Here is a 20,517-nt window from a genome sequence, read left to right as displayed (position 1 = left end):
GGGTCAGCCCGAGACGGGCTCTGCGAGGGCGGCGACGGCCGCCCGGTCGACCTTGCCGCGGTCGGTGAGGGGCAGCTCCGCCACGAGGTGGATCTCCCCGGGCAGCATCCGCCGGGGAAGCCGTGCCGCCAGGCCCGCCCGCAGGGCGTTCTCCGCGACGACGTCCGCGGCCGCCGCGACCAGGACCAGGGTGCCGCCGTCGGGCCCCGGTCGGACGTGGGCGGCGCAGGCGCGGACGCCCCGGACCTCACCGGCGGCGGCCTCGACGTCGGCCAGGTCGATCCGGTGTCCGCGCACCTTGACCTGGTGGTCCCGTCGCCCGGCCAGCCAGAGCACGCCGTCGGCGTCGATCCTGCCGAGGTCGCCGGTGCGGTAGGCCCGGGCGGGTCCGGTGGGCAGCTCCACGGCGACGGTCGGGTCCTCCAGCCCACCCTCGACGAGATAGCCCCGGAACACCGTGGGTCCGGCCACCGCGACCTCGCCCGGTCCGGGCCCGGTGTGGAGGGTGCCGTCCCCGGCGAGGAGTCCGACCCACAGGCCATCGATCGCCCGGCCCACGGGCAGCCCGTCCCCGGCCAGCCAGTCCGGGGCGAGGGTGGTCCAGGTGCAGACGTTGGTCTCGGTCGGGCCGTACAGGTTGGCGATCCGGGCGTCGGGGAACGCGCGGACGAGCCGTTCCAGGCCCGCGACCGGATAGGGCTCGCCGGCGAACGGCAGTGTCCGCAGCGTGGGCAGGGTCCCGGTGTCCGCGCCGGCCTCGACGATCCGCTGGTAGAGGGTGGGCACCGTGTAGAAGACGGTGACCCGCTCGGCCGCCAGCCACGCGACGACGTCGAGCGGGAACGCGGTGAGAACCTCGGGCATCAGGGTGACGCACGCGCCCGCGGCCAGTGCGCCGAACACGTCGAGTGTGGACAGGTCGAAGGTGAGCGCGGCCTGGGCGCCCAACACGTCGTCGGGCCCGATGTCGAGGGCCCGCACCGCCCAGCGGACGAAATGCAGCACGTTCCGGTGGGTCAGCAGGACACCCTTGGGCCATCCGGTGCTGCCCGAGGTGAACAGGATGTACCCGCCGTCGGGCGCGCCCCACGTGCGCGGCAGGTCGAGGCGGAGCATGGACAGGCCGTCGCCGACGGCGGCCTCGGCACCGGGCACTCCCAGCTCGGCGGCCACCGCGGCACGGCGTGCCCCGTCCGGCGTCGGTGCCAGGACTACGTCGAGCCCGGCCCCCGAGGCCATCCGGGCGAGCCGGGCGGGTGGGTCGTTCGGCGCGAGCGGCGCCACCACCGCCCCGACGCGCAGCCCGGCCAGCAGCGCGACGGCCGCCCGGTGCCCCTTCGGGACCAGGATGCCCACCGCGGAGCCCGGTCCGACCCCGTGTCCGACCAACCGGGCGGCCAGCTCCACGACCCGCGCCTCCAGCTCGGCGTAGGTCAGCCGGATCGCCCCGTCGACCAGCGCGATCCGGCGCGGGCTCGCCCGTGCCGAGTCCGTGAGCAGGGCGTCGAGCCGCTCGTGGCGATCCCCCGGTCCGGTCACGGGAGACCCACCGGGTTCGTGGCCAGGGCGCGTCGGATCGCGGCGGCGACCGGGGTGACGTCGGTCAGCACGGCGAAGTGCCCGCCGTCGAGGACCACCGCCTCGACGACGTCCACGTGCTCGGCCCAGCCGGCGATCTCCGAGACGCCAAAGGCCGGGTCCGCACGCCCCGCGACCGTCACCACCGGCATCCCGGGCCTGGCCGGCGTCGACGCGGCGACCCGGTCGCCCATCCGCAGGTCCGCGAGCAACGGCGGGAGCAGGAACGGCTGCAGCTCGGGGTCACGCAGCTCGACCCGCCCCGGCGCGTCGAGCCGGTCCACGAACTCCAGCAGGGCCGCGGTGTCGAGCTCCTCGGCCGCCCGGCCGACCGGCGACGGCGGTACCCGACCGGGTCCCGGCCACCCGGAGACGACCAGCAGGTCGCATCCTCGGTGTGCGGCGAGTCGCGCGGCCATCGCACCGCCCAGGCTGTGCCCGAACACGACGGTGCGCCCGGGGGCACCCGGCAGCGCGTCGAGGGCGCGGACCGCCCCCGCGACCGCCGCGTCCGGCTCGACCACGGCCTCCTCGTCGAGCCGCAGCCCACGTCCCGGTGGGACGATCCCCCACACCTCGATCTCCGGGAGCGCCGCCGCCAACGACCCGAACGCCGCCGGCGACCCGCCCGCGTGCGGCCACACGACGAGCCGGTCTCCCGTCGTGGTCCTCTGCGCCCCGGACACCGGGCGCACCCGGTGCAGCCAGTCGCTCATGCCGCCACCCGCCCGACGACGTGGGACTCCAGGAACGCGCGGATCTCGGCGCAGAGCCGACCGGGCGACTCCAGGTGGGGCTGGTGGCCGACGCCGGGCAGCTCGACCCGTCACACCGGCCCGGCCGCCCGTTCCGCCACCAGGTCCAGCTGTCGAGCGGTGCCGTACCGGTCGTCCTCGCCCTGGATCACCAGCACCGGACAGACCACCCGGCCGACCTCCTCGATCATGGTGAAGTCCGCGAACTCCGGTGAGAGCCACACGTCGCTCCAGCCGCGGAACGTCGCCTCGGGATCGTCGTGGAACGCGGCGAGACGGCGGGCCAGCTCGCCCTCGGCGTACTCGTCGACCGCGGCGGCGACGCCCGCCACGGTCCGTGGCTCGACGACCACGTGCGGCGCGATGAGCACCAGTCCCGCGACCGGCCGGCGCGCTGCGTGGGCGAGCGCGATCGACGCCCCGTCGCTGTGCCCGATCAGCACGGGATCGAGGATTCCCAGCTCGCCGAGCAGCTCGGGCAGGGCGTCGCTCGCCTCCTTGCGCAGGTAGCCCAACGGGCGTGGGCGCGGCTCCGGTGCAGAACCGCCGTGGCCGTGCCGGGAGTAGGCGACGACGGACCGGCCGGTCTCCGCCGCGAGTCTGTGCGGGAAGCGACCCCACGTGGCGACGCAGCCCAGCCCCTCGTGCAGCAGTACTAGGGGGGCCAGGCCCTCCTCCCCCGTGAGCCACTGGTACTCGACCGGTCCTCCGCGTACGGCGACCTCAGCCACGAACCCCTCCCGACGATCGGTCTCGTGTGGATTGTCGAGTGACGATTATTAGGTTAACCTCACCTAATAGTAAACTATAGTCACTGATTGTCGGTCTGTATAGGCCGATCGGAGGACAGCAGCATGAGCACCGATCACACCGCCCTCGCCGAACTCGACCTCACCCCGTGGCCCGGCGGGCTCGCCGATCGCTACCGGGAGCTCGGCCTCTGGCGCGGCGAGACGTATCGGCAGGTCCTGGCCCGACTCGTCGACGCCTATGCGGACCGCACCGCGGTGGTCGACGACCACCGCAGGCTCACCTACCGCGAGCTCGACGCCCTCGCCGACCGGGTGGCACGTGGGCTGTCCGACCGCGGGCTGGGTACCGCCGACCGGGTCCTGGTGCAGCTGCCCAACCGCAGTGAGTTCCTCGTGGTGTGGTGGGCCCTGCAGAAGATCGGGGCGGTCCCGGTCCACACCCAGCCCGGCCATCGCCGCAGCGAGATGACCCACCTGGCCTCGCTCTGCGGAGCGCGGGCCTATGTCCTGCCCGACGTCCACGCGGGCTTCGACCACCGCGTACTGGCCGACGAGGTGCGGGCCGCGGTGCCGAGCCTCGAGCTGCTGGTGGTGCTCGGCGACCCGGGCGACCGGACGGGTGCGGTGACGGTGGCGGAGCTGGAGGCCACGGGCCACACCGAGCCCGCCGGTGCGCCCGCCTCGACCGCCGGCCCCGGTGACATCGCCGTGCTGCTGCTCTCCGGCGGCACGACCGGTCTGCCCAAGCTCATCCCCCGCACTCACGACGACTACGCCTACAACGGCAGACGGGCGGCCGAGGTCGCCGGGATGGCCGAGGGCTGCGTGTACCTCGCCACGCTGCCGGTCGCTTTCAACTACACGATGAACTGCCCCGGTGTGCTCGGTGCGCTGGGACAGGGCGGCACGGTCGTCATGGCGGGAACGCCCGACCCCGGCTACTGCTTCGAGCTGATCGAACGCGAGCGGGTCACCCACGCGGCGATCAACCCACAGCTGACTCCCCTGTGGCTCGACGAGCGCGAGTTCACCTCCGCGGACCTCTCCAGCCTGCAGGTCCTGCAGATCGGCAGTGCCCGGCTGGCCGACGACACGGCTCGTCGGGTGGTCGCCGAGTTCGGGGCGCGGCTGCAGCAGGTGTTCGGCATGGCCGAGGGGATGCTGTCGCTGAGCAGGCTCGACGAGGACGACCGGCTGCGGACGACGACACAGGGCTGCCCGATCTCCGACGCCGACGAGACCCGGGTCGTCGGCCCGGACGACGCGGAGGTCCCCGACGGGGAGGAGGGCGAGCTGCTGACCCGCGGTCCGTACACGCTCCGGGGCTACTACCGGGCGGGGGCGCACAACGCCCGCAGCTTCACCGCCGACGGCTTCTACCGCACCGGCGACATGGTGCGGCGGCTGCCCTCGGGCCACCTGGCTGTCGTGGGCCGGGCAAAGGACCAGATCAACCGGGCGGGAGAGAAGATCGCGGCGACGGAGGTGGAGGGGCATCTCCTGGCCCATCCCGGCGTCCGGTCCGTCGCGCTGGTCGCGGGGCCCGACCAGGAGCTGGGCGAGCGGTCCGTCGCGTTCGTCGTGGCGGGCGACGGGCATCGACCCGACCGCGCCGCGCTCGCCGCCCACCTGGACGGGAGGGGGGTCGCCGCGTACAAGGTCCCCGACGAGGTCCGGCTGATCGAGAGCATGCCGCTGACCCCCCTCGGCAAGATGGACAAGAAGGCCCTGACCGCCCTGCTGGTGGGCTGACCGGAGTGACCGGGAGGGGGTCCCACCCCTCCCGGTCACTGGGCCAGCACCTCCCACCAACGCTCCAGCAGGTCCGCGGCCAGGTCAGCGGGCAGCCCCGGCCCCACCACGACCTGCAGGGTCCCGTCGAGGCCCGCCATCGCCACGACCCGGTACGGGGCCACCCCGGCCGGTTCCAGCCCGGCGGGGACGACCTCCACCCGCACGTCGGGGACCGGCGATCCGGCCGACGGACCGGGCCGTCCCGCGGCGTGGGCGGATCCCGCTCGCGCCTGTTCGGCGACGTCCTCCACCGACGTCCCGGCCGTCGCCGTCAGCGGATGGGTGGAGGTCAGCGGGCCGACCCCGGTGGCCGGGCCACGGACGGCCCGGTCGATCACCGCGGTCGCCCGGCCGCTCCGCTCGCGCACCGCGACCGCGAACGCCGCGACCAGGTGGGCCTCGTCGATCGGGCCCGGGACCGGGCCCCTCGCGCAGCGTCCACCCGACTCGCCGTCGGTGTCCGCGGGGAGGCCGGCGGGATCGTGGGTGGGGACCTCGCCGAGCGCCGTGCCCCACGCGGTGCCGTCGTCCCCGGCCACGGTGGGGGCCGGCCAGTCGCTCCCGGGGCCGGCGGGTGCCCCACCGTCGAGCAGCACGGTCAGCTCGGCACCGACCGTCGCCAGCGACGTGGCGTCCAGGCCCGTGACCGCACCGACCAGCGTCGTCCCCTCCGGCCCGACCAGCGCAGCGAGGACGCCGCCGTGGGCCAGGGCGGCGAGCGCATCGGCCACCCCGCCGGTCACGACCGATGGTGCCGCCGCCGGATCGTCCGGCCCGAGGACGGCGGCGCGCCAGAGGCCACGGCGACCGGCACGAACCCGCAGACGCAGCGCCTCGTGCCGGGCGGCGACCTCGGTGAGCGCGGCGCGCAGCCGCTCCGGCCCGACCCTCGCGGTGCCGGGAACCGCCAGCGTGAGAACTGCGGCGACGGGCCCGACACCGGCGCGACGGAGCCGGTGCGCCCCGGGGTCGAGCAGGACCGGTCGTTCCGCGGCCTGCGCACGGTCCGGGGCCGACGCGGCGAGCGCCGCCACGGTGCGGGCGGCGAACACCCCGGCCACGTCGAGCGGCCTGCCCGTTCGCCGCGCCGCGGCGACCAGCCGGATCGCGCTGATGCTGTCCCCGCCGAGGAGGAAGAAGTCGTCCTCGGGGCGGACGTCGGGGATCCCGAGCACCTCACCCACCACACGGCACAGGTCGCGCTCGGCCGGGGTCCCGGCGGCCCGACGGTCCCGGTTCACGACCGCGGGGGGCTCGGGCAGCGCGGCACGGTCGACCTTGCCGTTGGGCAGCAGGGGCAGCTCGCCCACCACCACGACCGCCGCGGGCACCATGGCGTCGGGCACCCGACCGCGCAGGTGTGCCTCGACGGCGGCGGGCTCCGCATCACCGACGACATGGAGCACCAGTCGCTCCCCCACGGCTCCTGGGCGCAGCGACGCGACGGCCGCCCGGACACCCTCGGCGCCGCGGGCGACCTCGGCGACCTCGCCGAGCTCCACCCGCTGGCCACGGATCTTCACCTGGTCGTCGCCACGGCCGAGGACCTCCAGCCCCCAGCGTCCGCGGCGCGCCCGGTCCCCGGTGCGGAACAGCCTGCCACCGGACCCGAGCGGATCGGCGACGAACCGCTCCGCCGTCGCCCCGGGCCTTCCCTGGTAGCCGCGGGCGACCTGGAGACCGCCGATGTAGAGATCGCCGACGGCGCCCGGCGCGACGGGGCACAGCCGCGGGTCGAGCACGAGCGCGCGGACGCCGGGGCCGGGTTCGCCGACCGGGTGCGCCCAGCCCGGCGAGACGGCGGCGGGCACCGGACCGTCGACGACGTCACCGGCCAGCTCCGCGCAGCCGTAGGAGTTCCGCAGGACACCGTCGTCGACCAGCGCGGCCAGCGCGGACGCCGAGCCCGAGGTGAGGGCCTCCCCGGTCGAGACGAGCCGGTCCAGCCCACGCAACGCGTCCGGATGCGCGTCCGCGATCGCCGCCAGCAGCCCCGGGACCGCCATGAGATGGCGGACACCGTGTCTGCGCAGCAGCTCGGCGAGGGCCACCCCGTCTCGGATCTTCGCCTCGTCGGCGACGACCAGCGTGCCGCCGGACACCAACGTCTCGACGATCTCGCTGATCGCGTCGACGAACGTCACCGGGCTCTTGGCCAGCCGCGGCTCGCCGGGACCGACCGGCCAGCGTTCCCGGGCCCATCCGGCGCGCGCGAGCAGCGCGGCGTGCGACACGACGATGGCCTTGGGCACACCGGTCGAGCCCGACGTGTACCCGATCCAGGCCGCCGAGTCCGGGTGGACCGGTCGCGCGGTCCACCCCGACCCGCCGTCGGCCCGGGGGTCCACGACCGGCCGCCCGGGCGGCACGATGTCCGCCCGGCCGGGTCCGGCCACCACCGCGAGGGTGCCGCTGTCGGCGAGCAGGGCCCGCAGCCGGGCCGTCGGGTGGGCGGGGTCCAGCAGCAGGACCGCGGCACCGGCGGTGAGCACCCCGAGCACCCCCACCACGAGGTCCGCCGAGCGGTCGGTGGCCACCCCGACGACGGTCTCGGGCCCGGCCCCCAGCGCGGCCAGCCGACCGGCCAGGTCCTCGGCCCGCCGGACGAGCTCCCGGTAGGTGAGCGTGGTCTCCCCGTCGGCGGCGGCCTCGGCGAGCACCGCGACGGCGCGCGGATCGGTGGCGGCCCGGCGCGCCACTGCCTCGGGGACGGACTCCGCCACCACGCCGCCAGAGGGCCCCTCGGCGAGGACCGGGACGGGGACGGGGACGGCGGAGAGCAGATCCGGGACCGCGCGGTCGGCATCCGCGGCTACCGCGAGCAGCATCGATCCCAGCGCATCGGCCATCGCCCCGACCGTCACCGGGTCGAACAGGTCGGCGGCGAAGTGGACGTCGACGTCGAACCGGTCGGGGAAGACGAAGGCGTGGACGGTGAGGGGGAACGGGGTCGCGCCCGCGAACACCGACTCGAACCGGACGTCGACATCGGGCAGCGCAGGCCCGCGGACCTCACCCGACAGGAACACCAGCAGGGAGTCGAACCAGGGCGGGCGGCCCGGTTCACGGGGTGGCCCCAGCGTGTCGACGAGCCGGTCGAAGGAGAACGCGCGATGGCTGAACGCACCGGCACAGGCCTCCGCGACCCGGTCGACCAGATCGCCGACCGTCGCCGCGCCGGTGTCCACCCGCAGGGCCAGGGTGTTGCCGAAGTTGCCCACCAGCTCGTCGGCACCGGGAGTCTCCCGTTCCATCGCCGTGGTACCGACGGTGAGGTCCACGGCTCCGGTGAATCGCCGCAGCACGAGCAGATGGCAGACGAGGAACGCGACGAAGTCCGTGGTCCCGTGCCGGCGCGCGATCGAGCGCAGCGCCGCGGGTGTGCCGGCCGGCAGCGTGACCCGGACCCGTTCGGCACGCTCGGTGGCCGGGCCCCGGGCGATGCGACCGCTCGGCAGCGTCGGCGGCGCGGGCGGGTCGGCCAGCGTTGCACGCCAGAAGGCCAGGTCCTCGTCGTGGGACGGTGGGGGCCACCGGTGCTGTTCGTGCGCCGCCAGGTCCGCGGGGCCCACCTCGGTGCGACCGGGTGTCGCGCCCGCGTAGAGCGCGGTGAGGTCGCGGCTCCAGCAGGCGTAGGACAGCCCGTCCCAGACGATGTGGTGGACGACCAGACACACGACGACCTCGTCGACCGCCGTACGGGCCACCACCAGCCGGAGCGGTCGTTCCGCCAGGTCGAACGGCGTCCGAGCCGCGACGTCGAGGACACCGCCGAGCGTGTCCGGCCGCTCGCGCAGGTCGAGCCGCTGCACCGGCGGCGGGAGCTCCGCGTGCACCCGCTGCTCGGGCTCGCCGGAGTCGAGCAGGTGGTAGGTGGTGCGCAGTGCCTCCTGCCGCTCGACCACGCCGAGCAGTGCGGCGTGCAGGCGGCCGTCGTCGACCGGGCCGCGGAAGGTCGTGGCGATCGTGACGTTGTAGGCATGGCTCGCGGGTGCGATCTGCTGGTGCAGCCACATCCGTCGCTGGGCGAACGACAGTGGCCCGCGGTCGCTGTCGCGGCGGGTGACCCGCCCGGAGTCCGCGCTCTCGAGGTCCCGCTCGGCGAGCCTGCGCCGGAACAGCTCGCGGCGCGCAGCCAGGTCGGACGTGCTCATCGGGCCTCCGTCCGGGTCAGGTGCTCGGCCAGGAGCGGACCGATCCGCCGCCAGCCCGCCCCGGTGCCGACACCGTGGTGGTCGACGTCGACGTCGACCACCGTCAGCTCGCCGCCCAGATGGCGACGCCACCCCGCGTCCCGCTCGGCGCGCAGCGCGGCGGACTTGTCGGCGGTCGCCGAGACGAGCAGGACCTCACCGTCGTACGGGTCGACGCCCGCGCGTTCCATCATCCGGCTGTGCCGCAGGTAGGCGTCCACGATCCGCTCCAGCCCGGTCCGGTCGAGACCGCCCAGCAGGGTCTCTCCGCGGGCCGCGAGGTCCGCGAGCCCGGTGAGCCCGAGCGCGGGGTCGACCCCCGCCGAGCGGGCTAGGAACCCGACGGCCTCCCGGTGCAGCACCTCGTCGGGTTCGGGTTCGGCTCCCGGTGGCAGGGTCGCCAGCACCGAGTCGAGCAGGGTCACCGAAGCGACGGACCCGCGCAGCCGGGCCGCCATCGCGACGGCGAGCTGCCCGCCGAAGGACCAGCCGACCAGGTGGTACGGACCCTGCGGACGGCGCCGACGCAGCATCGCGAGGTGGTGCTCCACCAGCGCGGTGAAGTCGGCGACGGCGGGCCCGCCGTCGAGCCCGGGGTCCTGCAGGGCGTGGACCGGCCGGTCCGACTCGACGTGCGCGAGCAGGCCGGCGTAGGCCCAGCCGAGTCCGCCCGCGGGCGGGAGGCACCACACGGCGGGCCGGTCTCCCGCGCGCAGGTCGAGCACCGGGCCGAGCCCCGACGGGCCCGATCGGGGACCGGCGGCGAGGCGGGCCAGCGCGGCCGGCGTGGAGTCCTGGTAGACGTCCCGGACCCCGACGGGGAGATCCAGCTCCGTGCGCAGCCGTGAGACCAGCCGCACCGCCAGCAGCGAATGCCCGCCGAGGGCGAAGAAGTCGTCGGTCCCACCCACCGGTCCCGTGCCGAGCACCTCGCCGACGATCTCGGCGACCCGTCGCTCCTCCTCGGTCTCGGGCGGTGCGGACCCGCCGGCCCGGCCCTCGACGGCCGGGAGCCGGGCGGCGTCGAGTTTCCCGTTGACCGTCCGGGGCAGGGTGTCGAGAACGGACCAGCCCGAGGGGACCAGGGCGGCGGGCAGGTGCGCCGCCGCGTGCGTCCTCACGGCGTCCACGTCGAGTGCGGTCGCCCCGGCCGCGGGCACGAGATGGGCCACCAGCCGGGTCCCCGCGGGGCCGTCGTCCACCCCCACCACAGCGGCCTGGCCGACGGCGGCGTGCCGGACCAGGACGTCGACGATCTCAGCGGGCTCGACGCGCACCCCCCGCACCTTGAGCTGCTCGTCCGCCCGTCCGAGGTAGTCCAGCGCACCGTCCGGTCGCTGCCGCACGAGATCGCCCGTCCGGTACATCCGCTCACCCGGCTCGCCGAAGGGGCAGGCGACGAACCGTGTCGAGGTCGGGCCCGGCGCATGGTGGTACCCGCGGGCCAGTCCGGTGCCCGCGAGGTACAGCTCGCCGACCGCACCCGGCGGCACCGGCAGCAGGCCCGCACCGAGCACGGCCGCGCGGGTGTTGCGGATCGGGAGGCCGAGGCTCGGGGTCGCGCTGTCGGCGACGTCCGCCCCCAGCGCGTTGATCGTGTACTCCGTCGGCCCGTACAGGTTGTACCCGCCGACCCCGCGCCCCGCCCGCAGCTGTGTCCACAGCCGCTCGCCGACCGCCTCGCCGCCGAGGGACACGAACACGACACCGGTCGCGTCGGACCGCCCGGTGTCCGCACGTGGTCGGGGACGGTCCAGCAGCCCGGCCTCGACGAGATAGGTGCCGTAGGTCGGGGTGACGTCGAAGGCGTCGATCCGGACCCGGTCGAAGTGGGCGAGGAGGCGGTCGGGATCCCGGCGCATCTCGTCGTCGATCACGTGCACCTCGTGCCCGGCGAGCAGCCACAGCAGCTGCTCCCATGAGGCGTCGAAGGAGAACGAGGTGGTGTGCGCGATGCGCAGCCCGCGCCCGGGGTGTGCGGCCGTGACCGGGTCGAAGATCTCGGTGCGGTGGTTGTCGAACATGTTGGTGAGCCCGCGGTAGGACACCTCGACCCCCTTGGGCCGCCCGGTCGAGCCTGAGGTGAAGATCAGATACGCGAGGTGGTCGAGGCCTGCCGGGCGCGGCCTCTCCGCCTGCGACAGTGGGCCAGCCGGGAGCGCGTCGAGCTCCGCGACCGTCTCCGGCGCGTCCAGCACGACGACACGCGGATCGCCCCGCAGCGCGTCGGGCAGCAGCCCGACCGTCGCGGTGCTCACCAGGACGACGGTGGGGCCGCTCTCCTCGATCATCGCGGCGATCCGCCCCGCCAGGTACCCGGCGTCGATCGGAACGTAGGCGGTGTGCGCGGCGAACACCCCGAACAGGGCGACGACCATCACCTCGGACCGCGGCAGGAGCAGGGCCACGCGCTGCTCCTCCACCGCCCCGCGGGAGCGGAGCAGCCGGGCGAGCCGCCGGGCGGCCCCGGTGAGCTCCGCGAAGCTCACCGAGACCGTGTCCGCCACCACCGCGGTGGCCTCCGGGGTGCGCGCGGCCTGGGCCTCGAGCAGGTCGGCGACCGAGTCCTCCCCCACGGGTCCGCGGACACCCTCCAGGACCTCGTGGGCCCGCTCCTCCGCGTCGCGCAGGTCCATGCGGTGCAGGGCCAGGTCGGGGGCGGCCGTGATCGCCCGCAGTGCGGCGAGATAGCGGTCCATCAGTGAGCGTGCCTCGGCCCGGCCGACCGCGTCGGAGCGGAACATCAGCCGAAGCGCGGTGCCCTCGGGGGCGGGGGTCACCGCCATGCCGACCGGGTAGTGCGTGGCGTCGCGGACGTCGGCGTCGACGATCCGTACGTCCCCGGCCGGACCGAAACGCTCGTCGGGCGCGGCACCAGGCAGGTTCTGCACCACGAACAGCGTGTCGAACAGCGTCGGGTGGCCCGCGAGCCGCTGGAGCCGGGACAGACCGAGGTGGGAGTGCTGGAGCCGGACGCCGCGCTGCGCGTGCAGCTCGGTGAGCACCTCGCGCGCGGTCCGGCCCGGGCGGACCCGCACCCGCGCGGGGACCGTGGTGAACAGCAGCCCGATCATCTGCTCGACGTCGTCGAGCTCGGGTGGGCGGCCGGAGACCACCGTGCCGAACACGACGTCCGAGTTCCCGGTGGTGTGCATCAGGACCAGCGCCCAGGCCAGCTCCGCCACCCCGCCCGCGGTGGTCCCGGTCGCGCGGGCCAGGGCGGTGACCGCGGCGTCGAGATCGGTGGGGACGGTCGCGGTGAGCTCGTCGGTCTGCGTCCGGGTCGCCGCGACGCCGTCCGCGTCGCGGCACAGCAGGGTCGGGGTGATGCCGTCGAGCAGGGGCCGCCACGCACGCTCCGACTCGTCGTCGTCCCGGCCGTCGAGCCAGTCGAGGTAGACCCGGAACGGTGGCGGCGCGGCCACCGCGTCGGGATCGGTGTAGAGCCGCAGCACCATCAGCAGCAGCAGCCGGATCGACCATCCGTCGACCAGGACGTGGTGGGCGGTGAAGACGAGGTGGTGGCGCCCGTCGGGCAGCCCGACCAGGGCGAATCGAGCCATCGGCGGCGCCGCTGCGTCGAAGGGACCGTCGAGCTCCGCCGCGGCGGCAGCCTCGGCCTCCGCGTCCGTGGCCGCGGCGAGGTACCGGAACGGCACCCGGGGATCGGCGGGAACGACCTGCACCGCGCGTGTCCCCACCTCGGCGAAGCCCGCCGCGATCGTGGGGGCCCGGCGGACCGCCTCGGCGACGGCGGCGCCCAGGCGGTCGGGGTCGACCGGGCCGGTGAGGGTCAGCGCGGTCTGCGTGAGGTAGACGTCGTCGACCTGCGTGTCGTCCGCTGCCGCGAGCAGGTGGAACAGCAGTCCCTCCTGCAGCGGGGAGAGCCCGAGGACCGCCCGCAGCCGCCCGAACCGGTCCGCCAGCCTGCGACGCTGCGCAGGCGCGACGGTCAGGGCGTCGCCGTAGGTGCCGGGAGCGGGATCGCCCGCAGGATGCTCGGGAGCCAGGGCCACGACCTCGGCGAGCCGGGCGGCGAAGGCCGCGACCGCCCGGTCGGCGGCCGCCTCGACCTCGGCGCCCGGGCCACGGAGGGCGAGCACCGCCCCTCCGCGGGCGTCGACGGTCACCGCGATCTCCCGCTCACCGGTCGGCGCCGGTGGCCCGGGCGGGTCGTCACCGAGATCGGTCAGCGCCACCGTGACGGTGACGTCGGGGACGGGCGGGGCGTCGAGCACACCCGCGGTGTGGCCCGAGAGCTCCGCGGCGATGCCGTACCCGACGGCCGCGTCGGGCCCCGGCAGCTCCGGATCGTGCCCATCGCCGGGAGCGAGCACGGGGTAGGTCCTCCTGCACCGCCCGACGACGGCCGTGTCCCCCACCCGCCGGTCGCGGTCGGGTTCGTCGACGGAGAGCACGAGCGGGTCCGCGTCGCCGAACGCGGAGATCGCGGCCGCCACCGCGGCCGTGACCACCTGCCGGGCGGCCGGTCGCCCCACGGGCACCTCACGCACGGCGATCCGTGGGCACTCCGGTGCGGGCCGCGGCGCGGGCCGCACCGCGTCGATCCGCTCGAACAGGTCCACCCACGCCTCCGCCACGTCGACGATCCCGGGGTCCTGCGCACGCGCGGCCCGCTCGGCGAGCAGACCGGACCGGTCCGCCGGCCCGGCAGGCACGTCGGGGACGTTCGCGGGGTCGGCGCGCAGCGCGACGAAGGCACCCAGGATCGGCCGCCACGACTCCTCGTCCAGCCCCCGCGTGACGAGGTGCAGCAGGTCACCGTCCACGTGGGCCCGCAACAGCGGGCCACCCAGCGGTTCCTCGAAGGCCTCCGCCGGCCGGGTCGTGCGCAACGCCTGGTGCTCGGCGTGCAGCCGGTGCAGCACGGCGGCGACGGCGGTGCCCGACGTGCCGGGACGCAGACGCAGCGTGCGCCTCGACTCCGGTGGGTCCTCCCGGACCGGCTCCCCGGGCCCCCACCCGGCGAGCCCGGAGACGCACATGTCCGGGTGCCGGACCAGCTGCCCCAGCGCGGCGACCACCGAGTCCAGGAGCCCCGCCGCGGTGTCCGCGTCGAACAGGTCATGGGCGTAGAGCACCGACAGACCGGGTGGGCCGCCGTCGAGGTGGTCGTGCACGAGGAAGGTCAGGTCGAACCGGGCCTGGTCCTGGCTCGGCTCGAACGCACGCACCGGGACCCCGCCCAGCCACAGGTCCGGCCAGGCGCGGGTGGCGGAGACCATGACCTGGAAGAGCGGGTTGCGGCCGGGATGACGCTGCGGCCCCATCCGCTCGACCACGTCCTCGAACGCCACCTCCCGGTGGTCCAGCGCCGCGACGTCCGCGGCCTGCACGCGGTCGAGCAGCTCGGCACCGGTCGGATCCCCGCCCACGTCGGTCCGCAGGACCACGGTGTTGGTGAAGAACCCGACGATGCCCGACTGGTCGGGGCCGGGGCGCAGGTCCACCGGGCTGCCCAGCGGTACCACCCGCCCGGCACCGTGCCGGGCGAGCACAACCGCGACTGCGGTCTGCAGCAGGACGAACCGGCTGACCCCGCGAGCCGCCGTGAGCCGATCCAGGGCCGCGGCGAGTCCCGGCCCGAGGCGCACCCGGTGCTGGCCGCCGCGGTGGCTGGGCCGGGCTCCGCGACGCCGGTCGGCGGGCAGCACGGTCTCCACCGGGAGCCCGGCGAGGGTCCGCTCCCAGAACGCCAGCCGGGCGGTCGCCCCCGATCCGGGATCCGCCGGATCACCCAGCCGCGACGCCAGCCACACGGCGTGGTCGGCGTAGCGGACCTCGTTCGGCGGCACCTCGAGCAGCCCGCCGTCGTGAGCGCGCTGCAGGTCGGCGAGCACGACCGGGAAGGACTCGCCGTCGGCGGCGATGTGCGGCACGGTCAGGACCACCGCCACGATCCCGCCGTTCCGTGTCAGGAACCGCGCCCGCAGAGCGGCGTCCGTGGTGAGGTCGAAGGGCTCGTCCCGAGCGGCTGCTGCGGCGGCGTCGACCGTCGTGTCCGCGGAGTCGTCGAGCTCCACCTCGGACGGTTCCACGGCGAGGTCGCTGCGAACGACCTGGACCGGCTCGCCGTCGTCACCGACGTGGTAGGTGGTGCGCAGGACGGCGTGCCGCTGCACGACGGCACGCAGCGCCGCGGTGAGGCGGCCGGCGTCGAGGCGTCCGTGTGGGCGCAGGACGAGGCAGAACGTGTAGGCCCGGCCGTCACCGGTGAGCTGCTGCTGGAACCACATCCGCCGTTGGGCCGCGGACAGTACCGACGCGGTGCCTTCGGGCCCGGCGGCGCCGGGGGTGGGCCGGTCGTCCGCGACCGACTCCGGTGAGCGGTCGAGCCCGGTGGCGGCCAGCCTGCGGCGCAGCAGCTCCCGCCGGTCGATCGAGAGGGTCATCGGATACCTCGCACGGGTCGGGCCGGGTGCAGCCGGTCGCGGACGGGAGCGACGGTGACGACGGGACGGATGTCCGTCGGGGCCGTTCGTCGCCGGGTGTGGGAGTGGGTGGTGCACGGCGCCCGGAGCCGCCCGGCGCGGGTCGTCCCCGGGCCGACGCGGACCGGGTCGCACGTCACGAGGTCTGCTCCACCAGGGCCTCGACGGTGTCGCGCAGCGCGTCGTCGAGACGGTCGAGCAGCCTCCCGGCCTGCTCGCCGGTGACACGGTCACGGTCGCGGGTCAGCTGGACGTCGATCCCCGCGGCGCGGACGAAGATCTCCACCCCCACCGGGACCAGCGGGAACTGCACACCACCGTGGTCGACGCGCGCCCAGTCGACCGCGAGCCCCGGCAGCCGCGGTCCCTCCAGGTCACCCGCGAGGAACACGACGATGCTGTCGAAGAACGGGACCGAGCCGGTGCCGTCGTGCCCGGCGAGCTCCTCCGCCAGCGGCAGGAACGGCAGGTCGGCGTGGGCGAGGGCGGCGGCGCACTCGTCCGCGGCCCGCCGCAACCGGGTGGCGGCGTCCGCCCCGTCGGACAGGTCCAGCCGCAGCGTGACCGGGTTGGCGAAGTTCCCCATCAGGGCGGCCTCCTCCGGCCCACGTCGCACCGCGAGCGTGCCGACAGCGACGTCGTCGGTGCCGGTGTGGGCGCCCCACACCTGCGCCCAGCAGGAGATCGCCACCGCGAACGGCGTCACCCCGGCCGCCCGCGCCGCGGCCCGCAGCCGCTCCGGGGTGACCGCCCCCAGCCTGCGGTCGGTCCGCGCGCCGCGCTCCCCCACCGGCTCCCCGCCCAAGGCGGGCGCCGGGGTGAGCCGATCCGTCCAGTAGCGCCGGTCCTCGTCCGCGGTCGGCCGTCCACGCCACCCGGCACGTTCCTCGGCGGCGATCTCGACGAGCGACCGCCCCGGCGGCTCGCCGTCCGGCTCGGCCCCCGTCAGGGCCGCGCGGTAGGCCGTGCCCAGGTCGCTGCAGAACACGGCGAAGGTCGGCCCGTCCCACAGGAGGTGCTGCACGACCAGCAGGAGCTCCCACTCGTAGGGTCGGCTCCGGACGAGCACGATCCGCCACGGCGGACCGACGGCGAGGTCGAACGGCACCGCGGTGCGTCGGGCAAGCAGCCCCGGGACCTCGTCCGGGTCCGAGACGGCGAGCCGTTCGACGGGTACGGGCAGCGCGTCGTGCACCCTGACCCACGGCTCCGTGCCGGAGTGGAAGGTCGTACGGAGGACCTCGTGTCGCGCAGAGAGCGTGTCCAGGGCTGTGGCGAGGGCCCGCTCATCGAGGTCGCCGCGCAGGGTGAAGCGCACCCCGAGGTTGTTGGCGACGCTGCCCGGGACCTGCTGCTGATGTCGCCAGGCGTGCAGCTGGGCGAACGACGGCAGCGCGTGGTCCCGGTCCACCCCCGGGCCGGTCCGCTCCTCCTCGGAGCGGGCCAGCCCGACGCGGCGCAGCCGGTCGGCGAACAGCCGCCGACGCGCGTCGGCGACGGTCACGACCCGCCGACGGCGTCGGCGTGGACATCCGCGTCCGACATCCGGGAGACCTCCAGGAACACTGCGGCGACCTGTTCGAGCCGGCCCGGGGTGCGCTGCCGGGCGGACAGCCGCGCCGCCAGCCCTCGGACGTGTCTGCCCGTGTAGAGGTCACCCACCGCCACGTCGGAGGTGTCGAGCCATTCTCGGATCCGGGCCACGGCGAGCGTCCCGAGCACGGAATCCCCGCCGAGGGCGAAGAAGTCGGTCTCCGCCCCGACCTCCGGTACCCCGAGCACCTCGCCGACGATCTCGGCGAGCGCGGTCTCGAGGTCACCCTCGGGCGCGACGTGGTCGGGCGCGGTGTCGCTGCCGAGCAGTGCCCGGCGCACCGCGCGTCGGTCGATCTTGCCGTTACCGGTTAGCGGCAGCGCGTCGAGCACGACCACGGTGCGCGGGACCATGTAAGGCGGTAGGGACTCCCCCGCCGTCTCGCGCAGCCTGTCGACCGGCAGGTCGGTGCCGGGTTCGACGGTCACCGCGGCGGCCAGCGAACAGGTGCGTTCCCCCACGACCTCGACGACCGCGGCGCGGACGCCCGGTACCGCACGCAGCGCGGCCTCGACCTCGCCCGGCTCGATCCGGTAGCCGCGGATCTTCACCTGGTCGTCGCAGCGGCCGAGGAACTCGACCTGGCCCTCGGGCCGGAACCGGACCAGGTCGCCGGTGCGGTACCAGCGCCGCCCGGCGTGCTCAACGAACCGCTCCGCGGTCCGGTCCGGGTCGCCACGGTAGCCGCGGGCCAACCCGGCGCCGGCGATCCAGAGCTCGCCCGCCACCCAGTCCGGGCAGTCCCGGCCCGCCTCGTCGACGACCCGGGCCGCGACGTTCCCGAAGGGGACGCCGAACGGGACGGCCGCCCAGTCGTCGGGAACCTGCGGACCGACCTCGCAGACGGTGTGGTGGATCGCGGTCTCGGTCGCGCCGCCGAGCCCCGCGAAGCGGGCGCGGGGGACGAGCGCACGGAGCCTGCGCGGCAGGTCGACCCCCACCCAGTCACCACCGACGATCACAGTGCGCAGCCGGTCGCCGAGGCCGTGCTCCTCGCCGGCGGCGAGGAGCATGTCGAGCAGCGCGGGCACACAGTAGAGCTGGGTGACCCCGTGGGCGCGCAGGAGGGCCGCGGCCCGCTGGCCGTCACGACGGTCCCGCTCCTGCGGCACCACGACCGAGCCGCCGACCGACAGCGGCCCCCACACGTCCTGCACGGACAGGTCGAACTCCAGCGAGGACAGCCCGAGGGACCGGTCGTCCGGGCCGACGTCGAAGAGCTCGTTGCACCGCTCCACGGTGTTGACCGCTGCGGAGTGCGGGATCTCGACACCCTTCGGTTCGCCGGTCGATCCCGAGGTGAACAGCACATAGGCGAGGTCCGCGGCGGTGGTCGCCACCGGCTCGGGCGAAGGATCCGCGGTGAGCGCCGCGGCGAACCCGAGCGCCGGGACGCGCTGGTCGTCGAGCAGGTCGTCGGCGACCAGCGCGAGCCGCACGGCACCCGCGGCCTGGATGCGGTCGCGACGAGCGGCGGGCTGGTCCGCGCCGACCGGGACATAGGCGGCGCCCGCCAGGAACACCCCGAGCACGGCGGCGACCTGGTCGGGCCCCTTGGGCAGCTGCAGGGACACGGTGTCCCCGCGGCCCACTCCCCGGGCCGCCAGCGCGCCGGCGATCCGCAGACCCCGCTCGCGCAGCTCGCCGTAGGTCGTGACCGCGCCCTCGGCGTCGAGCAGGGCGGGGCGCTCGGGCTCGCGCTCAGCCGTCGCGAGAAGGCCGTCGTGCAGCCGTCGGCCGCTCTGCGGCACCGACGGGCCGTCGAGGACCGCCCGGCCATCGCGCTGGCCCGCGGGCAGACCGTCGTCCAGCGGCCGGGTCCAGGCATCGGGGTCGTCCGCCAGGAGGCCCTCGACGAGCTCCCGGTGGCGGGCGTACATCGCCGCCATCACGCCGTCAGGGAAGGCATGCTCGCGCACGTCCCAGTTGACCAGCAGCCCGCCGTCCAGCTCGACGCACTGCGCGTCGAGCACGACCTGGGGGCCCTGGGAGATGATGTGGACCGGGGTGCCGAAGGTGGAGGAGACCGTGTCGCGGAACAGCTCGCCGAGGTCCAGACCGCTCGTGTAGACGACCGGAGCCAGCAGCGGCTCACCGCGGAAGCGGCCGAGCTCGCGCAGCACATCGAGACCGGGCAGCGCCGCGTGTGCGGCGGCGGTGTGCAGCCGTGACTGCATCCGCCGGGCGCGGTCGACGAGCGACTCGCCGGGAGCACTGACGTCGACGTCGGCCATGATCGAGCTGGAGAAGTCACCGACGAGCAGGTCTACGTCGGGGTGCAGGGGCTCGCGGTCGAACAACGGCACGTTGAGCAGGAAGCGCGGGGTGCGCGACCACCGGCCGACCACCTCGGCGAAGACCGAGGCGAGGACCACGGCCGGGGTGACGCCGTGCTCGCGGGCCCGGGCGAGCAGGCGCTGCTTCGACGCCGCCCCCAGAGGGTGCGCGTAGCGGACCGTGAGCAGCGGATCGGCCCGCTCACCCTCCGGCACGAGCGGCAGTTCCGGCGGCGCAGGCAGGTCCGGCAACCGCTCCAGCCACCACGCCCGCTCCCGCTCGCGGGACACGGCGGCGGCCCGGTCGTGGTCGCCGAGGTAGGAGCGGTAGTCGTAGCCCAGCTCGGGCAGGGTGTCCCCCGCGTAGAAGGTCGCGAGGTCGGCGAGCAGGGTGCGGTAGCTCAGCGCGTCCGCCGCGAGCATGTCGACGTCCACGTGCAGCCGGGTCCGTCCGCCGGGGCACCGGGTCAGGGTCACGTCGAACACGTGCCCGCGGTCGGCCCGCATCCGCTGGTGGGACTTCGTGTGCCGGAGCTCGGCAAGCCGTGCGGCCACGGTGTCCGGGTCCTCCTCCCGCAGGTCCACGACCGCGAAGACCTCGACCCCGGGCCGGTCGAGGACCTCCTGACGGCCGTTGTCGAGGAACCGGCTGCGCAGCATCGGGTGGCGCTCGACCAGCCGGCCGACGGCGTGCCGCAGCCGATCCGGCTCGACACCGACGCCGTCGAACTCGGCGTAGAGGTGGGCGGCGACACCGCCGAGTTCCTGCTCGTCGGTGCGCCCCACCCAGTAGGCGTGCTGCATGGTCGCGAGCGGGAACGTCGGGTCGTCCGGGGTCGACCGCTCCACCGCCGGGGCCGGCTCCGCGACCGTCGCTCGTCCGCTCAGCAGCTCGTGCCAGCCCCGGACCGACGGCACCTGCGCGAGGTCGCCGAACGTCACCTCGTAGCCCCGCCTGCGCCACGCCGATGCCAGCTTCATCATCCGCAGCGAGTGCACACCGAACTCGACGAGATTGTCGTCGTCGGCGATCTCCTCCGGACCCACACCCAGCTGCTCCGCGACCAGGGCGCGGATCTCGGCGCGTGACAGCCGGTCGTCGTCGGACACTGTGAACCCCTTT

8 protein-coding genes are annotated in these 20,517 nt (G+C 75.3%); 1 reads left to right on the top strand and 7 read right to left on the bottom strand.

Going from position 1 to position 20,517, the window contains the following annotated elements:
- Positions 1-3 precede the first annotated feature (3 nt).
- The 3 genes from AFB00_RS17090 to AFB00_RS17080 all read right to left on the bottom strand — a co-directional run bounded on the left by AFB00_RS17090 (position 4) and on the right by AFB00_RS17080 (position 3,064).
- Complete coding sequence (locus AFB00_RS17090; RefSeq protein WP_068798066.1) at positions 4-1,539, bottom strand: amino acid adenylation domain-containing protein; 1,536 nt, start codon at positions 1,537-1,539, stop codon at positions 4-6.
- Complete coding sequence (locus AFB00_RS17085; RefSeq protein ID WP_068798065.1) at positions 1,536-2,294, bottom strand: thioesterase II family protein; 759 nt, start codon at positions 2,292-2,294, stop codon at positions 1,536-1,538. The genes AFB00_RS17090 and AFB00_RS17085 overlap by 4 nt, the downstream gene beginning before the upstream one ends.
- A 110-nt stretch (positions 2,295-2,404) precedes the next feature.
- Positions 2,405-3,064, bottom strand: coding sequence for an alpha/beta fold hydrolase (locus tag AFB00_RS17080; protein WP_156819580.1), 660 nt, complete (start codon positions 3,062-3,064; stop codon positions 2,405-2,407).
- 123 nt (positions 3,065-3,187) lie between these two features.
- Between AFB00_RS17080 and AFB00_RS17075 the strand changes: the two genes are divergently transcribed.
- Complete coding sequence (locus AFB00_RS17075) at positions 3,188-4,837, top strand: (2,3-dihydroxybenzoyl)adenylate synthase (RefSeq protein ID WP_068798064.1); 1,650 nt, start codon at positions 3,188-3,190, stop codon at positions 4,835-4,837.
- A gap of 35 nt (positions 4,838-4,872) precedes the next feature.
- On the opposite strand, the gene AFB00_RS17070 is transcribed toward AFB00_RS17075, so the two are convergent.
- The 4 genes from AFB00_RS17070 to AFB00_RS17055 all read right to left on the bottom strand — a co-directional run bounded on the left by AFB00_RS17070 (position 4,873) and on the right by AFB00_RS17055 (position 20,504).
- Positions 4,873-9,033 carry a non-ribosomal peptide synthetase gene (locus AFB00_RS17070; protein ID WP_068798063.1) on the bottom strand — a complete coding sequence of 1,387 codons (4,161 nt, stop codon included), beginning with the start codon at positions 9,031-9,033 and terminating at the stop codon, positions 4,873-4,875.
- Positions 9,030-15,485 carry a non-ribosomal peptide synthetase gene (locus AFB00_RS32010; protein WP_083275590.1) on the bottom strand — a complete coding sequence of 2,152 codons (6,456 nt, stop codon included), beginning with the start codon at positions 15,483-15,485 and terminating at the stop codon, positions 9,030-9,032. Before AFB00_RS32010 ends, AFB00_RS17070 begins: the two co-directional genes overlap by 4 nt.
- 175 nt (positions 15,486-15,660) lie before the next feature.
- A complete protein-coding gene (locus AFB00_RS17060) occupies positions 15,661-17,028 on the bottom strand; it encodes a condensation domain-containing protein (protein ID WP_068798062.1) in 1,368 nt (455 codons plus the stop codon).
- Entirely contained in the window at positions 17,025-20,504 is a 3,480-nt protein-coding gene (locus tag AFB00_RS17055) for a non-ribosomal peptide synthetase (RefSeq protein WP_068798061.1), read from the bottom strand. The genes AFB00_RS17060 and AFB00_RS17055 overlap by 4 nt, the downstream gene beginning before the upstream one ends.
- Positions 20,505-20,517: the final 13 nt, after the last annotated feature.

Source organism: Pseudonocardia sp. HH130630-07 (genome assembly GCF_001698125.1).
In the GTDB taxonomy this organism is placed as follows: Bacteria; Actinomycetota; Actinomycetes; order Mycobacteriales; family Pseudonocardiaceae; genus Pseudonocardia.
The sequence above is the reverse complement of the archived record's forward strand: the minus strand, read 5'-3'. Positions and strand labels throughout refer to the sequence as shown.